This is a genomic window from Ruminiclostridium cellobioparum subsp. termitidis CT1112, assembly GCF_000350485.1.
GTDB lineage: Bacteria > Bacillota > Clostridia > Acetivibrionales > DSM-1351 > Ruminiclostridium > Ruminiclostridium termitidis.
In genome coordinates this window covers 47007-67394 of record NZ_AORV01000040.1, presented here as the reverse complement: position 1 = coordinate 67394, position 20388 = coordinate 47007, and the positions used below count along the sequence as shown (strand labels likewise).

Annotated in this window: 19 protein-coding genes; 15 read left to right on the top strand and 4 right to left on the bottom strand. The window is 30.5% G+C overall.

What is annotated here, in order from left to right; all coding sequences use genetic code 11:
* Window positions 1-308 precede the first annotated feature (308 nt).
* The 3 genes from CTER_RS15245 to CTER_RS28890 are packed head-to-tail and all read right to left on the bottom strand — an operon-like array spanning window position 309 to window position 1837.
* Complete coding sequence (locus CTER_RS15245; protein ID WP_004626762.1) at window positions 309-665, bottom strand: helix-turn-helix domain-containing protein; 357 nt, start codon at window positions 663-665, stop codon at window positions 309-311.
* Window positions 658-1272 carry a site-specific integrase gene (locus CTER_RS15240; protein WP_004626806.1) on the bottom strand — a complete coding sequence of 205 codons (615 nt, stop codon included), beginning with the start codon at window positions 1270-1272 and terminating at the stop codon, window positions 658-660. Before CTER_RS15240 ends, CTER_RS15245 begins: the two co-directional genes overlap by 8 nt.
* A 4-nt stretch (window positions 1273-1276) precedes the next feature.
* Window positions 1277-1837, bottom strand: a complete 561-nt coding sequence (locus CTER_RS28890) for a tyrosine-type recombinase/integrase (RefSeq protein ID WP_242834993.1) — start codon at window positions 1835-1837, stop codon at window positions 1277-1279.
* Between the two features lie 869 nt (window positions 1838-2706).
* Here CTER_RS28890 and CTER_RS15230 point away from each other — a divergent pair.
* The 13 genes from CTER_RS15230 to mnmC2 all read left to right on the top strand — a co-directional run bounded on the left by CTER_RS15230 (window position 2707) and on the right by mnmC2 (window position 16724).
* Window positions 2707-3810, top strand: a complete 1104-nt coding sequence (locus CTER_RS15230) for an ABC-three component system protein (RefSeq protein WP_004626722.1) — start codon at window positions 2707-2709, stop codon at window positions 3808-3810.
* A complete protein-coding gene (locus CTER_RS15225; RefSeq protein ID WP_004626843.1) occupies window positions 3800-4267 on the top strand; it encodes an ABC-three component system middle component 2 in 468 nt (155 codons plus the stop codon). Before CTER_RS15230 ends, CTER_RS15225 begins: the two co-directional genes overlap by 11 nt.
* 7 nt (window positions 4268-4274) lie before the next feature.
* Window positions 4275-6116: a coiled-coil domain-containing protein gene (locus CTER_RS15220; protein WP_040761320.1), complete on the top strand. Its 1842-nt coding sequence runs from the start codon at window positions 4275-4277 to the stop codon at window positions 6114-6116.
* 144 nt (window positions 6117-6260) lie between these two features.
* Complete coding sequence (locus CTER_RS15215; RefSeq protein ID WP_004626766.1) at window positions 6261-8276, top strand: retron Eco8 family effector endonuclease; 2016 nt, start codon at window positions 6261-6263, stop codon at window positions 8274-8276.
* Window positions 8277-8498: 222 nt separating this feature from the next.
* The gene (locus CTER_RS28335) at window positions 8499-8645 is read left to right on the top strand and encodes a hypothetical protein (RefSeq protein ID WP_004626764.1); all 147 of its coding nucleotides are present in this window, start codon (window positions 8499-8501) and stop codon (window positions 8643-8645) included.
* A gap of 35 nt (window positions 8646-8680) precedes the next feature.
* The gene (locus CTER_RS15210) at window positions 8681-9535 is read left to right on the top strand and encodes a reverse transcriptase domain-containing protein (protein WP_004626825.1); all 855 of its coding nucleotides are present in this window, start codon (window positions 8681-8683) and stop codon (window positions 9533-9535) included.
* A 446-nt stretch (window positions 9536-9981) separates the two neighbouring features.
* Window positions 9982-10620 carry a hypothetical protein gene (locus tag CTER_RS15205; RefSeq protein WP_004626714.1) on the top strand — a complete coding sequence of 213 codons (639 nt, stop codon included), beginning with the start codon at window positions 9982-9984 and terminating at the stop codon, window positions 10618-10620.
* Complete coding sequence (locus CTER_RS15200; RefSeq protein WP_004626779.1) at window positions 10610-11317, top strand: class I SAM-dependent methyltransferase; 708 nt, start codon at window positions 10610-10612, stop codon at window positions 11315-11317. Before CTER_RS15205 ends, CTER_RS15200 begins: the two co-directional genes overlap by 11 nt.
* 365 nt (window positions 11318-11682) lie before the next feature.
* The gene (locus CTER_RS15195) at window positions 11683-12126 is read left to right on the top strand and encodes a hypothetical protein (protein ID WP_131469443.1); all 444 of its coding nucleotides are present in this window, start codon (window positions 11683-11685) and stop codon (window positions 12124-12126) included.
* A gap of 120 nt (window positions 12127-12246) precedes the next feature.
* Complete coding sequence (locus CTER_RS15190) at window positions 12247-13347, top strand: hypothetical protein (protein ID WP_004626831.1); 1101 nt, start codon at window positions 12247-12249, stop codon at window positions 13345-13347.
* Between the two features lie 442 nt (window positions 13348-13789).
* Entirely contained in the window at window positions 13790-14347 is a 558-nt protein-coding gene (locus CTER_RS15185) for a hypothetical protein (RefSeq protein WP_004626839.1), read from the top strand.
* 132 nt (window positions 14348-14479) lie between these two features.
* Complete coding sequence (locus CTER_RS15180) at window positions 14480-15445, top strand: hypothetical protein (protein WP_004626845.1); 966 nt, start codon at window positions 14480-14482, stop codon at window positions 15443-15445.
* A gap of 580 nt (window positions 15446-16025) precedes the next feature.
* A complete protein-coding gene (gene mnmC2, locus CTER_RS15175) occupies window positions 16026-16724 on the top strand; it encodes a tRNA (5-methylaminomethyl-2-thiouridine)(34)-methyltransferase MnmC2 (RefSeq protein ID WP_004626827.1) in 699 nt (232 codons plus the stop codon).
* Between the two features lie 108 nt (window positions 16725-16832).
* Here the strand turns inward: mnmC2 and CTER_RS15170 are convergent, their stop codons facing one another.
* A complete protein-coding gene (locus tag CTER_RS15170; protein WP_004626750.1) occupies window positions 16833-18092 on the bottom strand; it encodes a WS/DGAT domain-containing protein in 1260 nt (419 codons plus the stop codon).
* Between the two features lie 180 nt (window positions 18093-18272).
* Here CTER_RS15170 and CTER_RS15165 point away from each other — a divergent pair, with 180 nt between their 5' ends.
* Window positions 18273-18980 carry a MerR family transcriptional regulator gene (locus CTER_RS15165; protein ID WP_004626830.1) on the top strand — a complete coding sequence of 236 codons (708 nt, stop codon included), beginning with the start codon at window positions 18273-18275 and terminating at the stop codon, window positions 18978-18980.
* A gap of 220 nt (window positions 18981-19200) precedes the next feature.
* A complete protein-coding gene (locus CTER_RS15160) occupies window positions 19201-20253 on the top strand; it encodes a hypothetical protein (protein WP_004626821.1) in 1053 nt (350 codons plus the stop codon).
* The last annotated feature ends 135 nt before the right edge of the window (window positions 20254-20388 follow it).

The window sequence follows — 20388 nt, the reverse complement described above, 5'->3', positions numbered from 1 at the left end:
TCTATAATGCTTTGTATAACATGAGTCATATACATATTCTGTCATATTCAGCTTAACAGCCGCCGAAGCTTGTTTATTACAGATACTGCATGTATGTAATGGTTGCTTATAGCATTTAGAACAGATAACATTCCCATTTTCTATTTTATGAACTCTGCTAACCTTTCCGCAAATACTACATTCACTTTTGGGATATTCGTGTTATTTTTGATAGCAGGAATTACAAAGTCCTTTAGCTTTATGTGGATGTAGTGTAGTGTTGCAGCTAATACATTTAGTGAATTTTTTAGACCATTTATCATCGGACATTAATTGATTACACCACCTTTTGGGCCCAGTACAGAATCAGGTACATCTGAGGAGCCTGATTTTTTTCGTGGCTTTGGGCCTGGTTTGATTCCTATTTCATCGCCGACTGCTTTAAGTAACTTTTCAGCACTTTTTCCTGATGAAGTGTGTATCATGATATCAGCAGGTGCACATTCAAGAATATCGCATAAAGCATCAAGTACCTTAGTATTGATTCTCTCCGGCATTTTATCGACAATTAAAGTAACCATTGACGATGTTATATTAATGCCATGGGCATTTAGCAACTTTGTGAGGTCAGTACAACGCCATATTCCTTTCTCCGCCATTTTCTCTTTTAGCTTCCACTTAAACATATTTCACTCCAATACAGGTTTTATCAGGTTGTAAGTGCAGGTAAACTTGATTGTTTGTAATATTATTGCCGATTTGATTATTTATAAAATTCTGAGAAAGCCCTTTAATCCTTAAAATATCAGCAATATAATATTGCCTGAATAGATTTATGCTCTCAATCCTCTGTATCAATGATAGCTTTGAATTATAAAATCTTAATCTGTTTTCCATGTAATGTTTAGAAAGAATATTACCTTTAATAGTTGAAAATATTTTGTTGTTGCAAAGTTTGTTATTAGTACTGATGATATCAAGGTATTTACGTATATCCTCTGTTGCTTCATGGAATAAAGGATATATAAGCCTGCTGTTTAGATTTTGTATATATATGCTTCCATATGATTCTAGAGGCTGACTGCTAAAGTTACAATCAATGAGAGTTAAGTTTAATACTTCTTCAATTCTAAGTCCATATGAATAACATAACTGAAAAATAACTTTGTCCCTTTTAACTGTAATATAATTAAGCGAATCTGAAGAATATTCTTCAGACGTTTTATCAAAGATATCCCAAAATATTTTTGTTTTTTGGTAAGTAAATCTATTATAAAAACTTGTTTCAATCATTTAATTACATCCCTTCGGTAAGAATTTCGCCAACTTGTCGGTCTATTACGTTTGTAAGCTGTTTTGATACAAAAGTATCTGAAAGATGCGTATATATTTGTGTTGTCGCTAAATAGGTATGGCCTACTTGCTCTTGGATGAATCGTGGACTGATTTCCAAGTCTTCAGATAAATGGCTTATATAACTATGCCATAGACAATGTGTTGAGTAATTTTCATGCGGAAGACCAGCACATTTAAGGTGTTCTTTAAAATTCTGAGTAATAGTTTTTGGATTCATGCGGCATCCACGTTCAGTAAGAAATAAGCTTTTACTTTCATCAAATCCGAATAAAGGTCTGATGTTTTCAAGATACCACCTTAAGTACTCAACTGAAGTTTCTGAAATAGTCCATACAGTCCGACGTTTTGGAGGACTACCTCCACTGGCCTTTCCAAACCTGACGATAATACCTCCAAAGTTATCCCATTCAGGGCGTTTAGGATTGTGTAAAAAATCTGTTGTATCAAGCATAGAAACTTCATTTGCCCGTAATCCATAATAATAGATAATAAGGTATAACACTTTATCTCTCTGAAGAACTTTTAAGCTTTTTGATTTGTTTTTATATGCTAAGGCTATCTGTTCGTCGAAGTATGCTCATAAGCATTTTAGATGATCTTTTGTTAAGGCTAATCGCTTTTCTTTATTTTCATCTGGCACTTTATGGGGTATGAGGTTGTCCTCTGAGCAAATTAATAAAGGCTTTTTCCCAAAGTTTACTTTACAAAGCTCGCTAAGTTGTGGAGACTCAACTAAAAAAGACTGAAATCGTGCTAGCATATTTTGCTTATGACGCTGAGTCGTTTCACAATTATTTCTTTCTCTATATAAATAGGCACACCACTCATCAAAGACCTCAGGTGTCCAATCCCAAGGATACTGGTTTGTAAATAGAAATAAGTCATTTATAATATTAATGGTGGTTCTTATACTTGATGGCTTAAGACGTCTAGCCATAAGTCGATTTGTATAGGCATTAATTATCTGTGAACACGTATCTTCTTCAAGACTTATACTGTTACCTTTGTTCGTTGTAGTGTTTTCTTGGTGAATACTACCATTTACTACTAATTTTAATTTGTTCTTTAAATGTGTTTCTATATAATTGCTCCACAAACAAAATAGATTGAATTTAAATGAATTTAATTTGATTTATTTATAAGTGTGGACAGAAATTTGTAATATATACCTATAAAATGAAAAATGTAATTTGAGATAAAGTTAAATAATTGTTGGTGAAATAAATGTAAAAACTTATTACATAATTGTTGAATTATGGTAGAATAAAACTGATGCGAAAGTAGATTGCGGTGATAATTAAATCTCAGAAGTGGTTATATGCCCATTGAGTGTGTAAATTTTATAATTTCAAATTAAAGGATGGTGTCATTGTGGGTGATATACGGGAACCTAATCTTAGAGATGTAAATTTATATCGTTTAATTTACGGTATACAGTTGACTCCACAACAAATTATTTCTACCTTTGATGATAAGTTATATGAAGAATTTATTTCGTGTTGGCTTATTGATTGTGTATCTAAATCTTATAATGAATTGGATAGAAAATATGAAGAAATAGGCCATTTGGGCGGAGCAGGAGACAAGGGCAGAGATGTTGTTGCAATTGTCAATATGGATGATGGAACATGGGATAATTACCAGTGCAAGCATTATAAGGGTAGCTTAGCGCCAGTAGATATTTATTGTGAGATAGGAAAAGTGATTTATTATACATATAAAAAAGAGTATACAATCCCAAGGAGTTATTATTTTGTTGCACCTAAAAATATTGGTACAAAGTTAAATGACATGTTAAATAATCCAGATGAATTGCGAAAAAACCTAGTAGAAAATTGGGATTCCTATTGCAAAGATAATATAACAAAGAAAGAAAAGATAAAGTTGGAAGGAGAAATTGAAGAGTATATTAATAATTTTGACTTTTCTATATTTAAAGGTAAGGGGACGGCTGCTATTCTATCTGAATTTGAAAAATCCAGATTTTATCCTGCATTCTTTGGTGGAGGATTTAGTAAACCAAGACCACTAGATAGAATACCTGAAAGAGCAATACAACCCAATGAAGATATTTATATAAAAAGATTAATTGAAGCATATAGTGATGCTTTAGGATTTAAAATTAATGGTATAAATGAATTGGAAAAATATACAAAGGAATATACCCATTTTAAGGATCAAAGAATTTGTTTTTATAAGGCAGAATCTTTAAAGGATTACGCGAATGAGTCTTTGCCTTCAGAAGAAATCTATGATGAATTTAAATCTATTATTCATGACGCTATAATTGATACAATTAATGATGATTATGATAATGGATATGTGTGCATAAAAGAAACCTTAAAAGAAGTCCAAAGAATTGATTTGAGTTGTAATATTTTAGGGCAAGTTACAAGGCCTGCAGACAGAAAAGGTGTTTGTCATCAGTTGGCAAATGAAGAGAAGGTAAGGTGGGTTAAACAGGATGGAGAATAGAAGAATTTTGAATTCATCAATAGAGTTTGGACTAAGGGTAACGGTTCTTTTGTCTCAATTTGAGAATGAAGCGTTGGCTTTGGATAAATTATTGACATATGATTATCTACTTACTAATTCAGGTGAATTTAGTGATAAATATCCATCGTTACATGTAGAGACTCCTTATAGATACGCTAAATTAGTTGTAAAAAGAGAAGTATTAAAGGAAGGCATTAATTTGATGTGTGAAAATGGTATTTTAGATGTAGTACTTACAGACGAAGGAATTTTGTACAAGCAAAATGGTTTTACTAAATTATTTTTAAATAATATTTCATCAAAATATAAGCATCAGTTAGAAGAAAGAGCTAATTGGATAGCATCTGAAATTCATAGAACGAGGAGCAAAATTATTGAAGAAGAATTGAATAAAAATGTTCTTGAATATGGTATAGAATTTTATAGAGAGGGGTGAGAAACTAGTGACTGATATGATATTAAATAGGATTTTACTACGTGGCACAGATAAGAAGGATTCTGACTTAATATTTAGGACAGGTGTTAATCTAATTACTGGAGGTAGTGACACCGGAAAGACATATGTATTTGACTTGATTAATTATGTTTTGGGTTCATCTACTCCACCAAGTCAGATTAATGAAAGTAAGGGATACAATTTGGCTTTTTTGGAATTGTCAATAAACGGTATAATTCAGACGCTTATACGTCCATTGGATGAACCAGATGAGATAAAAGTGTGTTATTGTGACATAGACAGCATCAATGAAAATACTGTATTCATAACGTATAAAGTATCGACACAAGCGAAAAATAGTTTGTCTAAATATCTTATGGAATTGCTTGGCTATAAAGAAAAGATATTTTTAAAAAGTACTGTAAAGAATAAAGAAAAGCAATTAACATTTAGGCTGTTGCTAAAAAATTTCGTGATAAGTGAAGAAAAGATTACTGCAAAGTCTGAATCTATTGTAGAAACCGAATCAAGTTATCCGCATATGGTTTTCACAAGGGAAAAGCTTAAATTTTTATTAACTGGATTAGGAAATCGTAAAAAGAGTATCAAAAGCAAATCAGTTATAGGAAGAGCAACTGATAAGCTGGAATTATTACAAGAGCTTTTGATTGAGGCGGAACAAAAGTTGAGTGGTGTAAAGCAGAATTTGGAAGAAAATAAAGCGTATGAGTTATCGAAAGAACAAATTGAAAAATTTAGTAATGAAATTATAGAGATTGAAAATGAGATTAGTATACATAAGGATAGATTAAACGAAAATAAAGAGAAATTAATCAATTTACAATCGGAGTTGGTAAAAGCCGAGCAAACAGTAAATAGATTTGGTATGTTAAAAAAACAATATGAAACAGAAATGGAAAGACTAGACTTTGTTTATGAAGGGGAAAACTATTTAGCTCAAATTGAAAAAGCGATATGTCCATTGTGCCATTCGGAGATTAAAAAAGAACAGACCAGCTTAGAAAACATTTATAATGCATTTAATAGCGAAAAAAGAAAAATAGCTGAAAAGAGAATGGGAATTGAAGATGCTATTTCAGATGTTAATGACAGGTGGCAAGAGATTATTTTTGAGATGGAGAGAATAAATAATCACAGCAGGAAGATAGAAGACTACTATATAAACGAGTTAATACCTAAGCTAGATAATAAGAAAATCGATTATAATCAAGTTTTAACTTATAGTAAGCTTAAGACGAAAGTAGAAATATATGAAAATGAAATTGTAGAATTGAGTAAGAAAATCAGTAAATATGAAAAAATGACAGATGATACAACAAGTCAAGATGATGAGGTAAATTTAGATGATACGGATTATAGTAATCGTCTAGAAGAATTATGTAAGAATATGAAAGACTTACTTGAAAAATTTAAATTTTCAGATACCATAGAAGTTAGATTTGATAGTAAAGAATTAGATTTTTATATAAATTCACAAAAAAGAAAAGCTTATGGACAAGGTTTTAGCGCTCTAGCATATATTTCTTATGTTATGTCATTAAAATGGATAGCTGATAAATATAAAGTCCCAACACCAAATTTCATAATATTTGATTCACCATTTACATCTCTTACTGAGGGAGATGAGAAGAAGGGAAAAAAAATACTTAAGTCAAATAAAATGATAGATGCTTTTTTTGAATATGCGATTAAGGAATATGCGAATAAGCAGCTTATTCTTATTGAAAATACTGATGATAAGTATGATAAGGTAGATCCTAGAGTTAATTATTGTCATTTCTCCAAGAATAAAAATTTTGGGAGATATGGTTTTATTAACAAAAGTTAAAATGTTTTATGAAGTAAGTGTTTTATTAATAAGGATCGGATTATTGTTGTGAGTGCTGTATAATTGGTAAATTTGGATTTGCCGGATATTAAAAGTAATTTAAATACATATTTTAAAACTAATATATTTAGGAGTATAGTGAGCATGAGTATATTAAGAGTGCAAATAGAAAATTATAAATCAATTAAAAAATGCTCGCTTTCTTTAAGCGATATTAACATTCTTATAGGCGAAAATGGCAGCGGTAAAACTAATGTAATTTCAGCTATAAAATATTTTTATGATAACCTTTTGATACCTTGTAATGATGAAAGCATATTTGATGTCAACAATAAATATAGTAATTGTATTAAAATTTCAATAACTTATAATTTGTATAACTTACAAAAAAGATGCAAACAACAATTATCGGCAAACAAGTCACCTCATTTATCCTATTTTCAAAAGATAGTTAATATGGGCACAAAGGGATTGATAACTATTACACTTGTAAAAACTAAAGATAAAAAAGTTTTATGGAAAGGGTGTAATGAGAAAGAACGTGCATTGCTACATGATTTGGTGCCGTTATATTTAATAGATTCAAGAGCTTTAGATTTAACAGACTGGAGTAATTTATGGGAGCATATTGGAGACGTTGTTAAAACTGAAAATAAAACGTCACAACTTATAAAAAAAGATATTAATAATATAGTTACCAATGAAGATTATAGATTAAAAAATTTTTATGATGAGCTAAAAAAAGCATTTGGGAATGCAAATGTTAAAGTTGAAAAATTTACACCCAAAAAATATGCAAGAGTGCTATCTCAAGTTTATTTTGAAGGTAATGAATTTGACTTTAAGGACAATAAATTATACCATTTTTCAAATGGGACAAATTCATTTAATTATACTAAGCTATTAATTGAAATTTTAATATTGATATCAGAAAAAAAGATGAAGTCTCCTTTTATTATTATTGACGAGCCTGAAATTAGCTTGCATCATAAATTAGTAGACGAATTATCAGAACGTATTTTATTAACAAATAAAAATATTGAATTTTTAATATCAACACATTCGCCAAGAATGATTAAAAATATTATGATGAATGATTCTGAAAATTCAAATGTATTTCATGTTAGAACTATAGAACAATATTCTTTTATTTCAAAGATGAGATTGTTTAATGCTAAGACCGAAAATAAATCTAAAATAAGGATTACGGATCAACATGCAAATGCATATTTTTCTCGCTTACTATTTTCGATTGAAGGGGAGACCGAATTAGAACTATTTGAAAATAAATTTATTAAAGAATTGTTTCCAGTTTTAAAGCAAGCTGATATAATCAATAAAGTCATGTCGGATGATGTAGTGAAAAAAATTATTTCTCCTAAGATTCGTAGATATTCTACTCCTATGGTAGCTTTGGTTGATATGGACAAAGTAATTGTTAAGAATAAAGATATAAACTCATTTAAAATAAAAACAGATTTATTCAAAGATTACCATGTGGATAATGAACGATATTATTATACTGAGAAGAGGAAAAAAACATATATTGCACGAAAAAGAATAGGTGCTATGGCACAAAAGTGCAGATTTAATTATCTGCTACCATTTTTTTCATCTGTAGATACAAATTATGAAACATTTTTGGGGACTATTAAAAATTATTTTAAAGAGTATGGATTAGTAGTAGCTGAAACAACAGCAGAGGGAATGCTAATAAATAAAGATAATCAATTCAAGTTTTGGGATTTTGCTAAAAAATACATTTTTAAAAGTAATAACATAAATAATATTGAATTACATTATAATTCTTTTAGTAGAAACGACAAGCTAAATTTCTTAAGATTGCTGTTTGAAGGAAAATCAGATTATATATTGAAATTAGATGAAATAAAAACTTTTAATCCAGGAATTGCTAATAATTTATATAATGTTATAATGGATAATAGAATTATTAAAACAAGTGGCTGGGTATCAAGATGGATTGAATTCTTTTTGTGTTCAACTCTTAATATTGATTATGATGATCAAAATACATATAAAAACTTTAAAAAAACAATTGAGAACAAATCAATGTTAGAAAAGCTACAAAGTGAATTTATTGATAATTTTGGAGAAATATACGAAGTTATCTTAATAATGGAAAAGGCAATTAAAAGTTGATGTTAACGTAAATGTAGGAAGTAGAAATGTTTTGTTTGCATGTAAGTGTAAGCAAGAACCTTGATGAGGACTTGCAACCATAAAGCCAAGGTAAGAGAACACAATTTGACTTATGTTCGGATATCGCCCTATGCACTCGTCAACTGTCCACGTATTTTGCGTGCGTAAACGAGTTGTTGAGAAAGTACTTCCTACATTTTTATTCAACTATGAGGATGCAAAATGTTTATTTCAGAAAAAAGTTATTTTTACACAAAGATTTTGAAAACTGACGAAATACAAGTTAAAGAAATAATATCTAGTAAAACAGAGTGTTATTCAGAGTTTGAAATTCCTAAAAAGATGGAAAAAGAAAGATACATGCTATAGACAAAAGTTCATATTTATATCAGATTCAAAGAAATTTGAAAGATAATTTTTTAGCTAATATAGCAATACCTTTAGCAGTTAAAGGTTTTGTAAAAGGTGAGAATTATAATAAATATTTAATAGAACATATTAAAAAAACAAGTTATTTGAGAGCAGATATAAAAGGATTTTTTGATACTATTACTATTGATCAAGTGAAAGTAATGTTAAAAGAATTTATTAATATTGATGAAGTTATTGATATTATTATTGACATTGTAATGCTTGATGACAAGTTACCACAAGGGGCGGTAACATCTCCGAGTATTTCAAATGCTATATTTAAAAGGATTGACCAAAGAATCACAAAATATTGCCAAGAGTTCGATGTTTCTTATACCCGATATGCAGATGATATGTTGTTTTCTTCTGACAAAATTGATTTCGGAAAAGACAATTTTTTTTATTCCATGATAAAAAAGATTATGAAAGAAAATGGATTTGAGTGTAATTATAATAAGAAAAAAACTGAAAATGGAAAGATGTGCTTAGGTGGATTTGTTATACAAAATGATGTTCACTTATCACGTGCGAAACTCAATAATATAAATAAGCTGATTTATTTCTTCAGAGAAAACAAGAATTTTAATAGCAATAAATATTCTGTTGATAGACAGATATTAGGAAGAGCTAACTGGTTACAAGAAGTAACGGATTTAAAGCTTAAAGTAAAAGGTAGTATAAAAACTTTTGAAACAGTGATTCAATTATTAGATTACCTATGTGGGTATAGGGCATTTTTGATTTCAATAGTAAAGAATAATATTTCTTCTACATCATATACAGTTATATTAAGCAAGAAAATAAAAAATATAGAGAAAATAATAGACGTAGTAATAGAAAAAGTATAAAGAAGAATATAGAGCATGAATAAATATGAGCGCTCTCATGAAATTTTTATTGATATGCATTGTAAGAGTTATAAAACTTCTGTCTACATAACCACTTCCATTTCCAATATGTGAATTTTCAAGGGTAATATCGGAGTTTCCTAGTATAACTTCTGATATTGACTAATTAATATGTGTAGTCTTAAAGCTTTTTATGCATAAAGAAATATTTATCATTTAAATATACTATGTATTGTGGCGGCCCCCAGTACCGAACCTGGTGAGAAAGGTTCGGTACTGGGGGTTTTTAATGATTAAATTCTTAAAAAATAGTTTTAAGCCGTTACAAAATATGTTGAAAAGTGGTAAAATAGAGTCGATATGGAAGATGTATTATGGCTATAATGTAAAGTTGAAAGCTAGTAATAAGGTAATATTTTGAATAGCTTAGGGGTGTAATAATAAATATGCAAAAATTAGTGAGAACCGTTTTGTATTTATTTACTGGGATAACTATCGCTACAGCCTTACTAACTCTTATAGGGATTGGATATGTTTGGTTTGTTTCAGATATTAAGGATTTACCCTATCTAAAATGGCTAATTGGAGTTACAGTTGTAGAAATTGCATCAGTAGTTTTACTTATTGGAAAGAAGGGCCTAAGGTACTTACCAGAAACAAGGACTGATAAAAAGAAAGAAGATACTATAGATTTCATGGAGAAATTTATATCTACTGGTACTAACGCGACTATTATTAGTAACCGTGCTTCTTGGTTAATTTCAAATGATAAATTAATTAAAGTGTTAAAGTCAAAAATTGATTCAGGCTTGAAGATTGAGATTATTACAACAACAGAGATATCTCAACAATGCAAAGAAAAACTAAATGGTTGCAGTTTCTATGTTATAAATGACAATGTGGTACCAGAAGCTCGATTTACTTTAGTAAATGGCGATAGAAGTGGCGCAGAAAAGCTCGCAATAGCTCGGGGGGTACATCCAGAACATGAATTCACTGTTTTTGATAATAATTCAGGTCCACAGATTATTGCGATGGCAAAAGATATTATAAAAAAGTCGAAGGAGCTTTCAAATGTTAAATAGGTGGTCAAATAATGCTATAATTAGGCAAGAGCAAATAGAATCAGGTTTAGATATCACTTTTAATAATGTGTTTTTGCCTATTTTTATTGAATACATATGTTCATATAAACCTCAGAGAGTTCTGGAGGTTGGTGCAGGTACTGGTCATATGTCGAAAGAGCTGGCAAAACAGAATTTAAGTATAACAGCTATTGAACCATCAGTAGGTATGTATAAAGTTGCTAAAGAAGTACTGTCAGAGAGTAATGTGGAATTATTAATGAGTACGCCAGCAGATTTAGCAGAATGTGAGAAGTATGATCTTGCCTTCTCACATTTAGTTGCACATGTTGTAGAAGATTTAGAGTGTTTTCTTGGTTCAGTTGCTATTCATATAAAAAAGAAAGGAAATTTTATTTTTTCTATTCCACACCCTTGTTTTTTCAATGACTATAAAAAAATATTCGATAAAAGCCATAATTATATGCTACCACTAGCAACTGAGATATCCTTTAAAATAACTAAGGATAATAAAAATGAAATTTGTGGTGTTCCATACTATCATCGGCCGTTATCTCATTATATTAATTGCATTATAAAATCTGGTTTTAATATAGATGAATTTAAGGAAATATACCCTGATGATAAGGTACAAATGCTCTATGGTTCATTGTGGGACAAACCAAGATACTGTATGTTTATATGCTATAAGAAGTAAATCTAGTTGAAATGAATGGATAGTATTTTAGCCGGTGGTACAGAAGATGTTACTGACAAGGAAGAATAACCCCTAGATTGCTCACATATTAGATGTTAGATTTCTGTATTTGAAAAATTGTAAAAGTTTGCTTTAATAAAGCATGTACAGCGTTACTGAGAATTTAAAATATCTAGACGTTTTTTGTATATAAGTATTATTAAGTATTTGATTGGAAATAGATTGATATATGATTACATTTGTAAGTTCTTTAGGCACAGAAGTACAAAATGAAATTAGAAAAAGTATAAACGAATGCGTTATTTGATATAAGGGTCAGTATGAAAAATATAGAACATTATTGAAAGATGAAATGACAGACTCAATTGATAGAAGGAGTGGAAAATAACTTTGGAGCCAAACTAGATCTTTTTTGTGTATATGATTTCTTTCAGAATTGTATCCTCTGCCATTATTCTGAAGGCCTCCCCAATAATTACAATGCACATGGCTCTAACAAAGATAATTGGCTAAAATCAAGACTGGATTTTAACGGTGTCTCAGAAATGTTAAACACATTTTTCACTGAAAATAATGAAGGAGATAATATTGATTTAAGCGTAGCATTTGAAGATAGGAATGTTCGCTCAGCATTAACTCATAGTGGCAAGATTAGAAAATGTTTGTCAGCAATAAGATTATATAACATTGTGCGAAAGATAATTTTATGTCTAGAACCAGCATATAGTTCAGAACTTACTGAGTTTGATTATCTAAAGGACTTTGTCTTTGATGTTCAAGAGTTACTTAATTATACTGACAATTTTTAATACTGATGATATCACAATGGTTTTATTGGCGGATTCTATGAATGATATATCAGAATGTCAAAAAGCTGTTATTTCTAATTGTATTGCCAAATATAGAAAAGATAGTTAGGAGTGTATTATATGGTAATTAACATTGATAAACCAGACTTTATAAGAATTATGGGTTGCAATTTTTTAGATTTACCCCAAAGGTGGGATGGGAAAGACTTTTATATAACACTTACTAATTTGTTTAATAAATATCTAGACCTAATATCGCATTTTAAAGGTATTGATATTGTAAAGATACAGAATATATGTGACTGTTTATTGCGGTGTATAGAATGCTACCACAAAGGTTTTCCCAGTAAGGCATATATAAAGATGAATGAAACAATGAAGGTATTAGGTACAGAACCGTTAAGGAAATATAATAAAACCGGGATTATTGATAATGATTTTGAAGAAACTTTAAACCTATATAGAATAAGAAACATTCAACCAAATATAAAGTATGAAAGGAAAGACATTTTTCATACACCATACAACCTAAGGTCTAAAGTAGCATCTTGCAGATACAGCATCTCAGGATACCCTAGTTTATATTTGGGAACTTCCATAAAGCTATGCTGCGAAGAAACTAAAATTAGTAGCTTAAATGACTTAACAATTGCCGCATTGTTTAGATTTGATAGGAATATTCGTAATAATGGTAATTTAAATATTGAAGTTATTGAATTAGGAATAAAACCAAGTGATTTTATAGTATTTAATAGAGGAGAAAGATATAAGACTGATAGTTACGCTGATGCAATTACAATCGATAAAAGGCTGAGAAGAGATCATTTAGATGAAATTGATTTAACAAATCCATTAAAAATGATAAGCTACCTTTATTGGTACCCACTGATTGCAGCTTGTTCTTTTATAAGAGTATGTAAAAGTGACCCATTTGCCTCTGAATATATAATTCCACAATTACTTATGCAATGGGTAAGGGCTAAGGTGAGTCAAAACAAATTAGTAGGTATTAGATACTTTTCTTGTGCATCAATAAGAGCATCAGAATTTGGCTTCAATTACGTCTTTCCTGTTAGCGGTAAAGAGAAATTTGGAAAAGAAAACTATTGTAGTGTATTGAGAAGGGCTTTCATATTGACGATGCCGAGGTATATTTATGAATATTCTTCAATAAAAGGATGTGAAGAAGCTCTACATGGGGATTTACTGGATAGAATTTAGTCATATCCCTTAATAAAGTTATTAAAAAAATATTACTGAATCTATGTATATCTAGAATTAAGGTGTATATTCTATTATTTTGAATATAATTTAAATAACAGTGCTTATTATCTATCAGACTGTGTGAAAACTAATTTCCACGCCAATTTCCAAGAGGTTTAACAAAAATAACCAGAAAATATTGTTCCAAATCTAGAATAAATCAAGTTAAATTTGATTTATTCTAGATTTGAATGAACTATAAAATACTTCATATAATAAGGTTGCCTGAAAAAGAAGCCTTATTATTATTTGTTTTATGTAAATTTGTTGCCAGATAAACAAGTTGTTTCATTATCGGGTTGATGGTTAACTGGTAAAAGTTTATTATGATTGTAATTAATTTGCTGTTAAGATAGAATATCAATATATTTAGAAAAGCATTATATAACGAGGAAAAGTTATGAGCAAAATATTTAAGTTTGGTATTGTAGTCGGTGATTCTGATGAAGAGTTTTTTTATAATGATTCCTGGTGTATTGAAAGCTATCCCAATTATAAAAGGATAACTGTTGCACCTATAAAAAATCAAATTGACCTCATGCTGGATATTCTTAAGAGTTTTGAACCACCATATTGGTGTTTATATGTGCTCGTAGTGCCTAGAAATGAAAATGAAGAAGGGAGATATCAATGCCCTTATTCAATGTCTTATGTGGAGATATCTGAATTTGTTAACAAATATAAGAAGTTATTAGAGACAGATGGAAGGCACCATTTATGGTTAGCATCAACTAAGACCAAGCAACTGATGGTGTATGACAGACATAATATTATTTATATATATGATGACATAACAAAGATGGCAGAATATCTAAAATCAAAGGGGTTTAATGAAAATAAAATTTCTATACCATTTCCACATGCGCACCATTATCAAGAAAATGACATAAAAGAAGCAGATATATTAAAACACTGGGGTTGGATTAGAACGCCTTTAAGAGAGCAAGATGATTACTAGAAAATTATAAGCAGAGTTTTGGTACTAGAAAAGAAGTATGATTGCCTATAGAATATTAAAGCAACTAGGTATTATAATATGCAGAGCTAGAACCTGAGATATGATTGGTTTTCAACCGTATGGGGAGGGTTTATGACAAATACTATGAAATTACATACTGCAGCAAGAAGATATTGTATAGAAAGAGGATATTTTTGGAGAGATGAATACAGCAAAGTGTGTGATCCGGATAGAAATGGGAAGAAAAATGGTTATCATTACACAGACGAGGCTTATGACATATTTCCAAGATATAATGTTCTTGATGCAATATTAATCGAAGTGGAAAAACATAACCCAGAGGAATTTGAATCCTTAGAATATGCAAAAAATGAATTGATTACAACTGGTTTGTGCGCAGAAAGTTCATTTACTAAACCTTCAAATGGTCAAACTGTTGGGAAGATTATTATTGATGAACTGAAAAAAGGAACATATAATCATTTGCCATTGTCAGAAATGTTACCTAAATTATTTGAACTAGCGGAGGTAAAGTCAAAGGAGTTTCCTGAGCCAAGAAATAATGAAGTTCAAGAAAAAGCTATGAACAAAGAAAAGTATCTATTTTGTAAATTCATTAGTGATCTAACAGAGGCTGACTTATCAGTTGTAGAACCCATGTTTTACAGGCGAGTTATATCTGAGACTGAAAGTGATATGCTACGAAAAGAACTAAGTATAAAATGGTGTGAAGTAGGTTCATATTGGTATCCATTAATTGAATGTAATCGTGAAGATATCGTCGCTTTTACTGATGATTTTTTTGATGAGGATCAAGATATTGAAAGATTGAGAGAAATACTTAAAAGACATGGAATTTATAAAATATATCAGCTTAGAGAATTTGATTCTTCCCCGGAATATGAGCTAGATACTGATGCTTTTTATCCATTCTATACGATAGATGGTGAAGGTTACTGGTGCAGTAATGAAATGGACTGGGTTATTTATGCGTCTCACGAAAACTCAATTACTATAGCCGGAACCTGGTTAGTTGATGAAGTAAAGTTAGCTTGGAAAGATTGGAAGCAACGAATTTGGTCAAAAATTACTTATTAGTTAGTTAACAATGCGTGGTTATTTTAGGATATCTTTTTTATAAATATTTGATAGACAAGTTAATGGGTTTGCACAAGTCTACATAACCACTCCCATTTCCAATATGTGAAATTTTAAGTGTAATATCTGAGTTTCCCAGTATAACTTCTGATATTGCAATCCACGTAACTGCTGATACAAGAGAGGTTTAACAAAAATAATCAGAAAATATTTGAATGAGTTCTTTAACTTCTTTCATTTCCATGATAAATGCTTCAGGTTCCTCCAAGAAAATACCTAATAAATTTGAACTATTAAAATGTTTTTATATATTTTATTTAGCGTTGTAAGTTTGTGACCCCTTGCATTACGTGTTTATATCTAAAATATTATAAGAGACGATTATAGATGTCGAGTTCAATAATTTGTACAAGTTGCTATAATAATGTAGAATTGCTATAATAACTAGATTGCTTTGGATAAAATAATAGCAGTTTGAAAGAGAGTTCAAAATCTACAGGGAAACCATAAATTCCTTAGATGTTATTGAAAAATGTGAAATAAATATATAATTTATAAGAGGAAAAGGAAAATGTAAACTATGCTAATACCATCCAAGCTTGTGAATGAACAGTTTGATGATCGTTATTTTGATGTAGTGGATGCGCTGAATGAAGCACAGCAGATCTATTTCAGGAATAATAATCTAATTGAGAGGATTACTATGGGGATAGAATCGAGAACCCCTTTTATCATTGGTGAAACAGGCTTTGGCGCTGGTCGTGTGGTAGTTGCGCTTATGGAGTTTATTAAAAAAAGTGGTTTGAAAAATATTTCCATAGAATATAACTCAGTTGAACTGTACCCTTTGAGTCCTGAGAGAATGCTCGATATCCTGAATGGATTTAAAGATAGAGTCGGTGAGGAGATCGATACACTTGTGGAAACATATCGAAGTATTGATATCACCGTGGCAGGTTGGCATTCAGCGAAAATACAGAAGTCATTTGGAACGATTGAGCTGAATCTTTGGATAGGAGAAGCACTTGAAATGGTTGAATCCTTGGAGAAATCCTGTGATGTCTGGTTTCTCGATGGGCATAGTCCCAAAAAGAACCCCTCAATTTGGCGGCCTGAGTTGCTTATGGCAATTGGAGAAAAGACAAAACAGGGAGGTACATGTTCCACTTTTACTGTGGCAAGTGATGTAAAAAGTGCCCTCATAGAAGCTGGGTTTATACTTAATAAATATCCCGGATGTGGCGGAAAGAAACATGTTCTGCAGGGGGTAAAATATTGATTTAACCTTATAATAAGGGTTTTAAGGAGGACTCTCAGCCGTTTGTATTTGAGTATTTGTAAATTTGATATTTAATTTGATTTAATTGGTCAACTCTCTGCCAATTCATCAAAGCTTTATTAATTCAGCATCTATTAGAGAGAAAAACTCTCCAATAGTATCACGATCTTCTTGACTGCCATACAAATTAACACTTAATGTCATCCTATTGTTAAAACTGCTTACAGCCATTTGAAAATGCGGACGGTATTTAATTGATCCGCAAATAAAAGCATTTGAAATAGGAGAGCCTTCGAATACTAACTTTTTTGAGTCAATGATTCCAATGTTCGTCATGCATATATTGGGATTTTTTAATGAATGCTTTAATATTTTATAAGGAAGGCTGCCTTTACAAAACCTAAATAAAGTGTCTAATTTTAAGAAGGTATTTAACCCTAAATAATTATTTTTTTTATTTTTCATTTCATTGCTTATTTTTTCTAAAGTTTGAGAGAAACTCTCCTCCTGATAAACACAGGCATTTATAATTACAGTTGAAGAAAGATTAGTAAGCGAATTTAAGTTTTTATCCTTTAAATGTCTTCTCATGTCGATCATAATTGGTATACCAAAGAGTTCTCCGTCGATTTTTAATATTCTTGACAGAACTCTAAAATATGCAGTAAGCATTACATCATTTACGGTTACCTTGTTTATTTTACAAAAATTCAGGATTTGTGCATACCTTTCACTTGAAACCTCATGAGTCAGTATAAATGGTGAAATACTCTCGTTTCTACTCATTGGGAATTTGTGGTCGCTGCTTTGATTGTTATCTTTTTTATTGAATATGAGGATTTTGATTTTATCTATTAAACTTAATCCTGAAATGACATGCTTAAAGCCTCTGTCACTATCAATGACATATTCGGGCTTATAATCCGGATCTATAAGAAGCCGTGAGTATATTTCGGATAAAAGATAGGCACATTGCTTTATTCCCGCACCATCAGTAATCATATGGTTAATTACGATTGACAGTGAATCGCTTTCTGATTGCAGCAAGCAAATTTTAATCTGCGGGCCAAACTCTTCATCTGTTTTGGAAAAAGTAAAAGCTTCAAACTCTTTATAACTTTCCACAACATAAAAATACTCTGATATATGTATTTTTTCAGAGTCCTCCCAAAACGGACTGCTGTTGCCGTGTTTGTATACTCGTGATAATATAGGTACAGTATTAATCAATATTTCAACAGCTTTTTTCATAGCAATAGGATCAACCTTTTTCTCAAATTTGATTACACAATGTACCTGGTGATCGTTAAAGCCTGTCGTATTATATAAATATTGTAAATGATCAAAAATTTCAGCTTTGTACTTCATATAAAATAACCCCCATTTTATTCATTGCTTGCTTAATGTAATATATGTCACAAAGTAAAAAGTGTTACTTAATACATAATATATTCAAGTTTAATAGTTTTGTCAACAAATTTTCTACTTAAGTATACAAATTGACAAGTAAAAAGCTTTAATTTATACTTTCAATGACGGGGTGATAAGATGAAGGATGAATCCGAGCGCAAGAAAAAGATTCCAATGAGGGAACTTGAAAAATTAACTAATATGACTCGAGCCACAATTAATTTTTATATTAAAGAGGGCCTTTTGCCAGTACCGCAAAAATCCGCGAAGAATATGGCATACTATGATGAAGAATTTATAGAGAAATTAAAGGTTATTGAAAAAATGAGGAATGCTGATTTTACGTTGAATCAAATAAAGAGGCTGGTAAACTACGATACAAATACAATAAATGGTTTTGGTTTGCAGATACTTGAGTCTGTAAATAAATTGCTGCCATTTGGCGTTGATCAAAACCTGGTCAGCATATCGCAAATCAAGGAAATTGGTTTTAGTGACGAAAATATAAACGAACTGATTGATCTCCGCATAATTATCTCGACAGACAAGAGTAATACAATGTTTCCGGCCTATAGCATGACAGTCTGCAGATTTGTTAAATACTTTATTGATCTGGGTGTACCGCTGACTGTGGCAAGGGATATTGTGACAAAGCTTAAAGAACTGGCTGATATTGAAAAGAATGCCTTTATAAATTATATAAGAAGTCCCATGCTTGACAGCAACTTATCCCAGGAAGAACAAAAGCAGGAAGTTGAGAAATGTGTTGAAAATATAAATGGTTTACTGCCTATATTACATTTGCAGTTAATAAAGCTGCCTAACGAAGTCTTTCGGGAATATTAGTTATGTGTATAAGAAATTTACATGAGTTAAGAAAAATACAAAATCCAGAGATACCGATTTAATCGGTATCTCTGGATTTTGTATTTCTGAGATATGAACTTTGTAGATTAATATTACAATTTTGTAACTTATATTCTGGTAATAAGTTGTAAAATACCAATATAGTTTGCAATCAACTTTTATTACGAACCCCTTAATATTATGAGAAAGGAATAGGAAAATGAAAAATGCAAAAATTATATGCTTTTTATTGCTCATTATATTATTCCTTTTGGTCTCTATTATTTTGGATAAGCCTGGAAATACCAGTGTTGGAGTTAATATTAAATCTACAAAAGCAGAAATACAAAAAGGAGATATTTCAACCACCACATTACATTCTTCTAATTCTGATAATTTAAATTTATTAGTTAGCAAAATTAATACAAATGATATTGTGAATAGAATCGATGAAAAACCCATAGCGGTTGTCAATAGTACCTTAAAAGAATATGGTATTGAAGTAAAAAATAGCATTCTTAACGATACTGAGAAAAGGGAGGGAATAATTTCAGCACATCTCTATCATTTTAAACTTCAATATACTTCAAAGAATATTGATTTAATTGAGATGGTATTACCTGCAGCAGGATTAAGTTATCTTATCTTTGAAGAGGACAAAAGTAATATAACTTATATGGGAAACATTAATTTGCCAGGCAGGAATCTTAATTATGAGCCTGATTTCAGGATAGAAGAAGATGTTAATTCAAAAAGGGCATGGCTTGTATTTAAGGAACTCAATGCTTATGGTACAGGCATTATTGAATTTGATGACGTATGGTATGGAATAAGAAATAATGGTATATCTGAAGATTTAAGATATATTACACAAAAAAGTGATTGGGGGTCACCAAATCAACTTGCATATATAACAATAAATGGTACAATGTCTGAAATAAAACCATTTTACCTCTTAACAGATTCCCAGGATGGGTTTTATATAGATGTCAATTATGAAATAAAATTCACAAACAGCAATGCGAATGAATTAGAAAATCCGGATGATGCGTTTCTATTTTCTGCAAATAGAAGAGTGCGTTATACATGGAATAACCAGGGAGAATGTTTTACGTTAGATAAAGGAAACTCGGAAGGTGATGAGACTCTCTTTGATTTTAACAAAAGAAGCCTGCTAAAAAATTATAGTCAGCAAATAGATAGGCTATCAAAAAGCGAAATAAAAAATAAAAAAGATTGGCTTAAAAAGTTCCACGATTCCAAAATGGATTAATGGCACAATTTAGGTATATGGTATATTTGGTATTTGTATACCTGCAATACGACGGAAATTCGAGCTTCATAATGAGCCTGAATAAGGGGTCTTATCCTAATTGTAATTATTTGGCTATTAATATAAAATATTAAT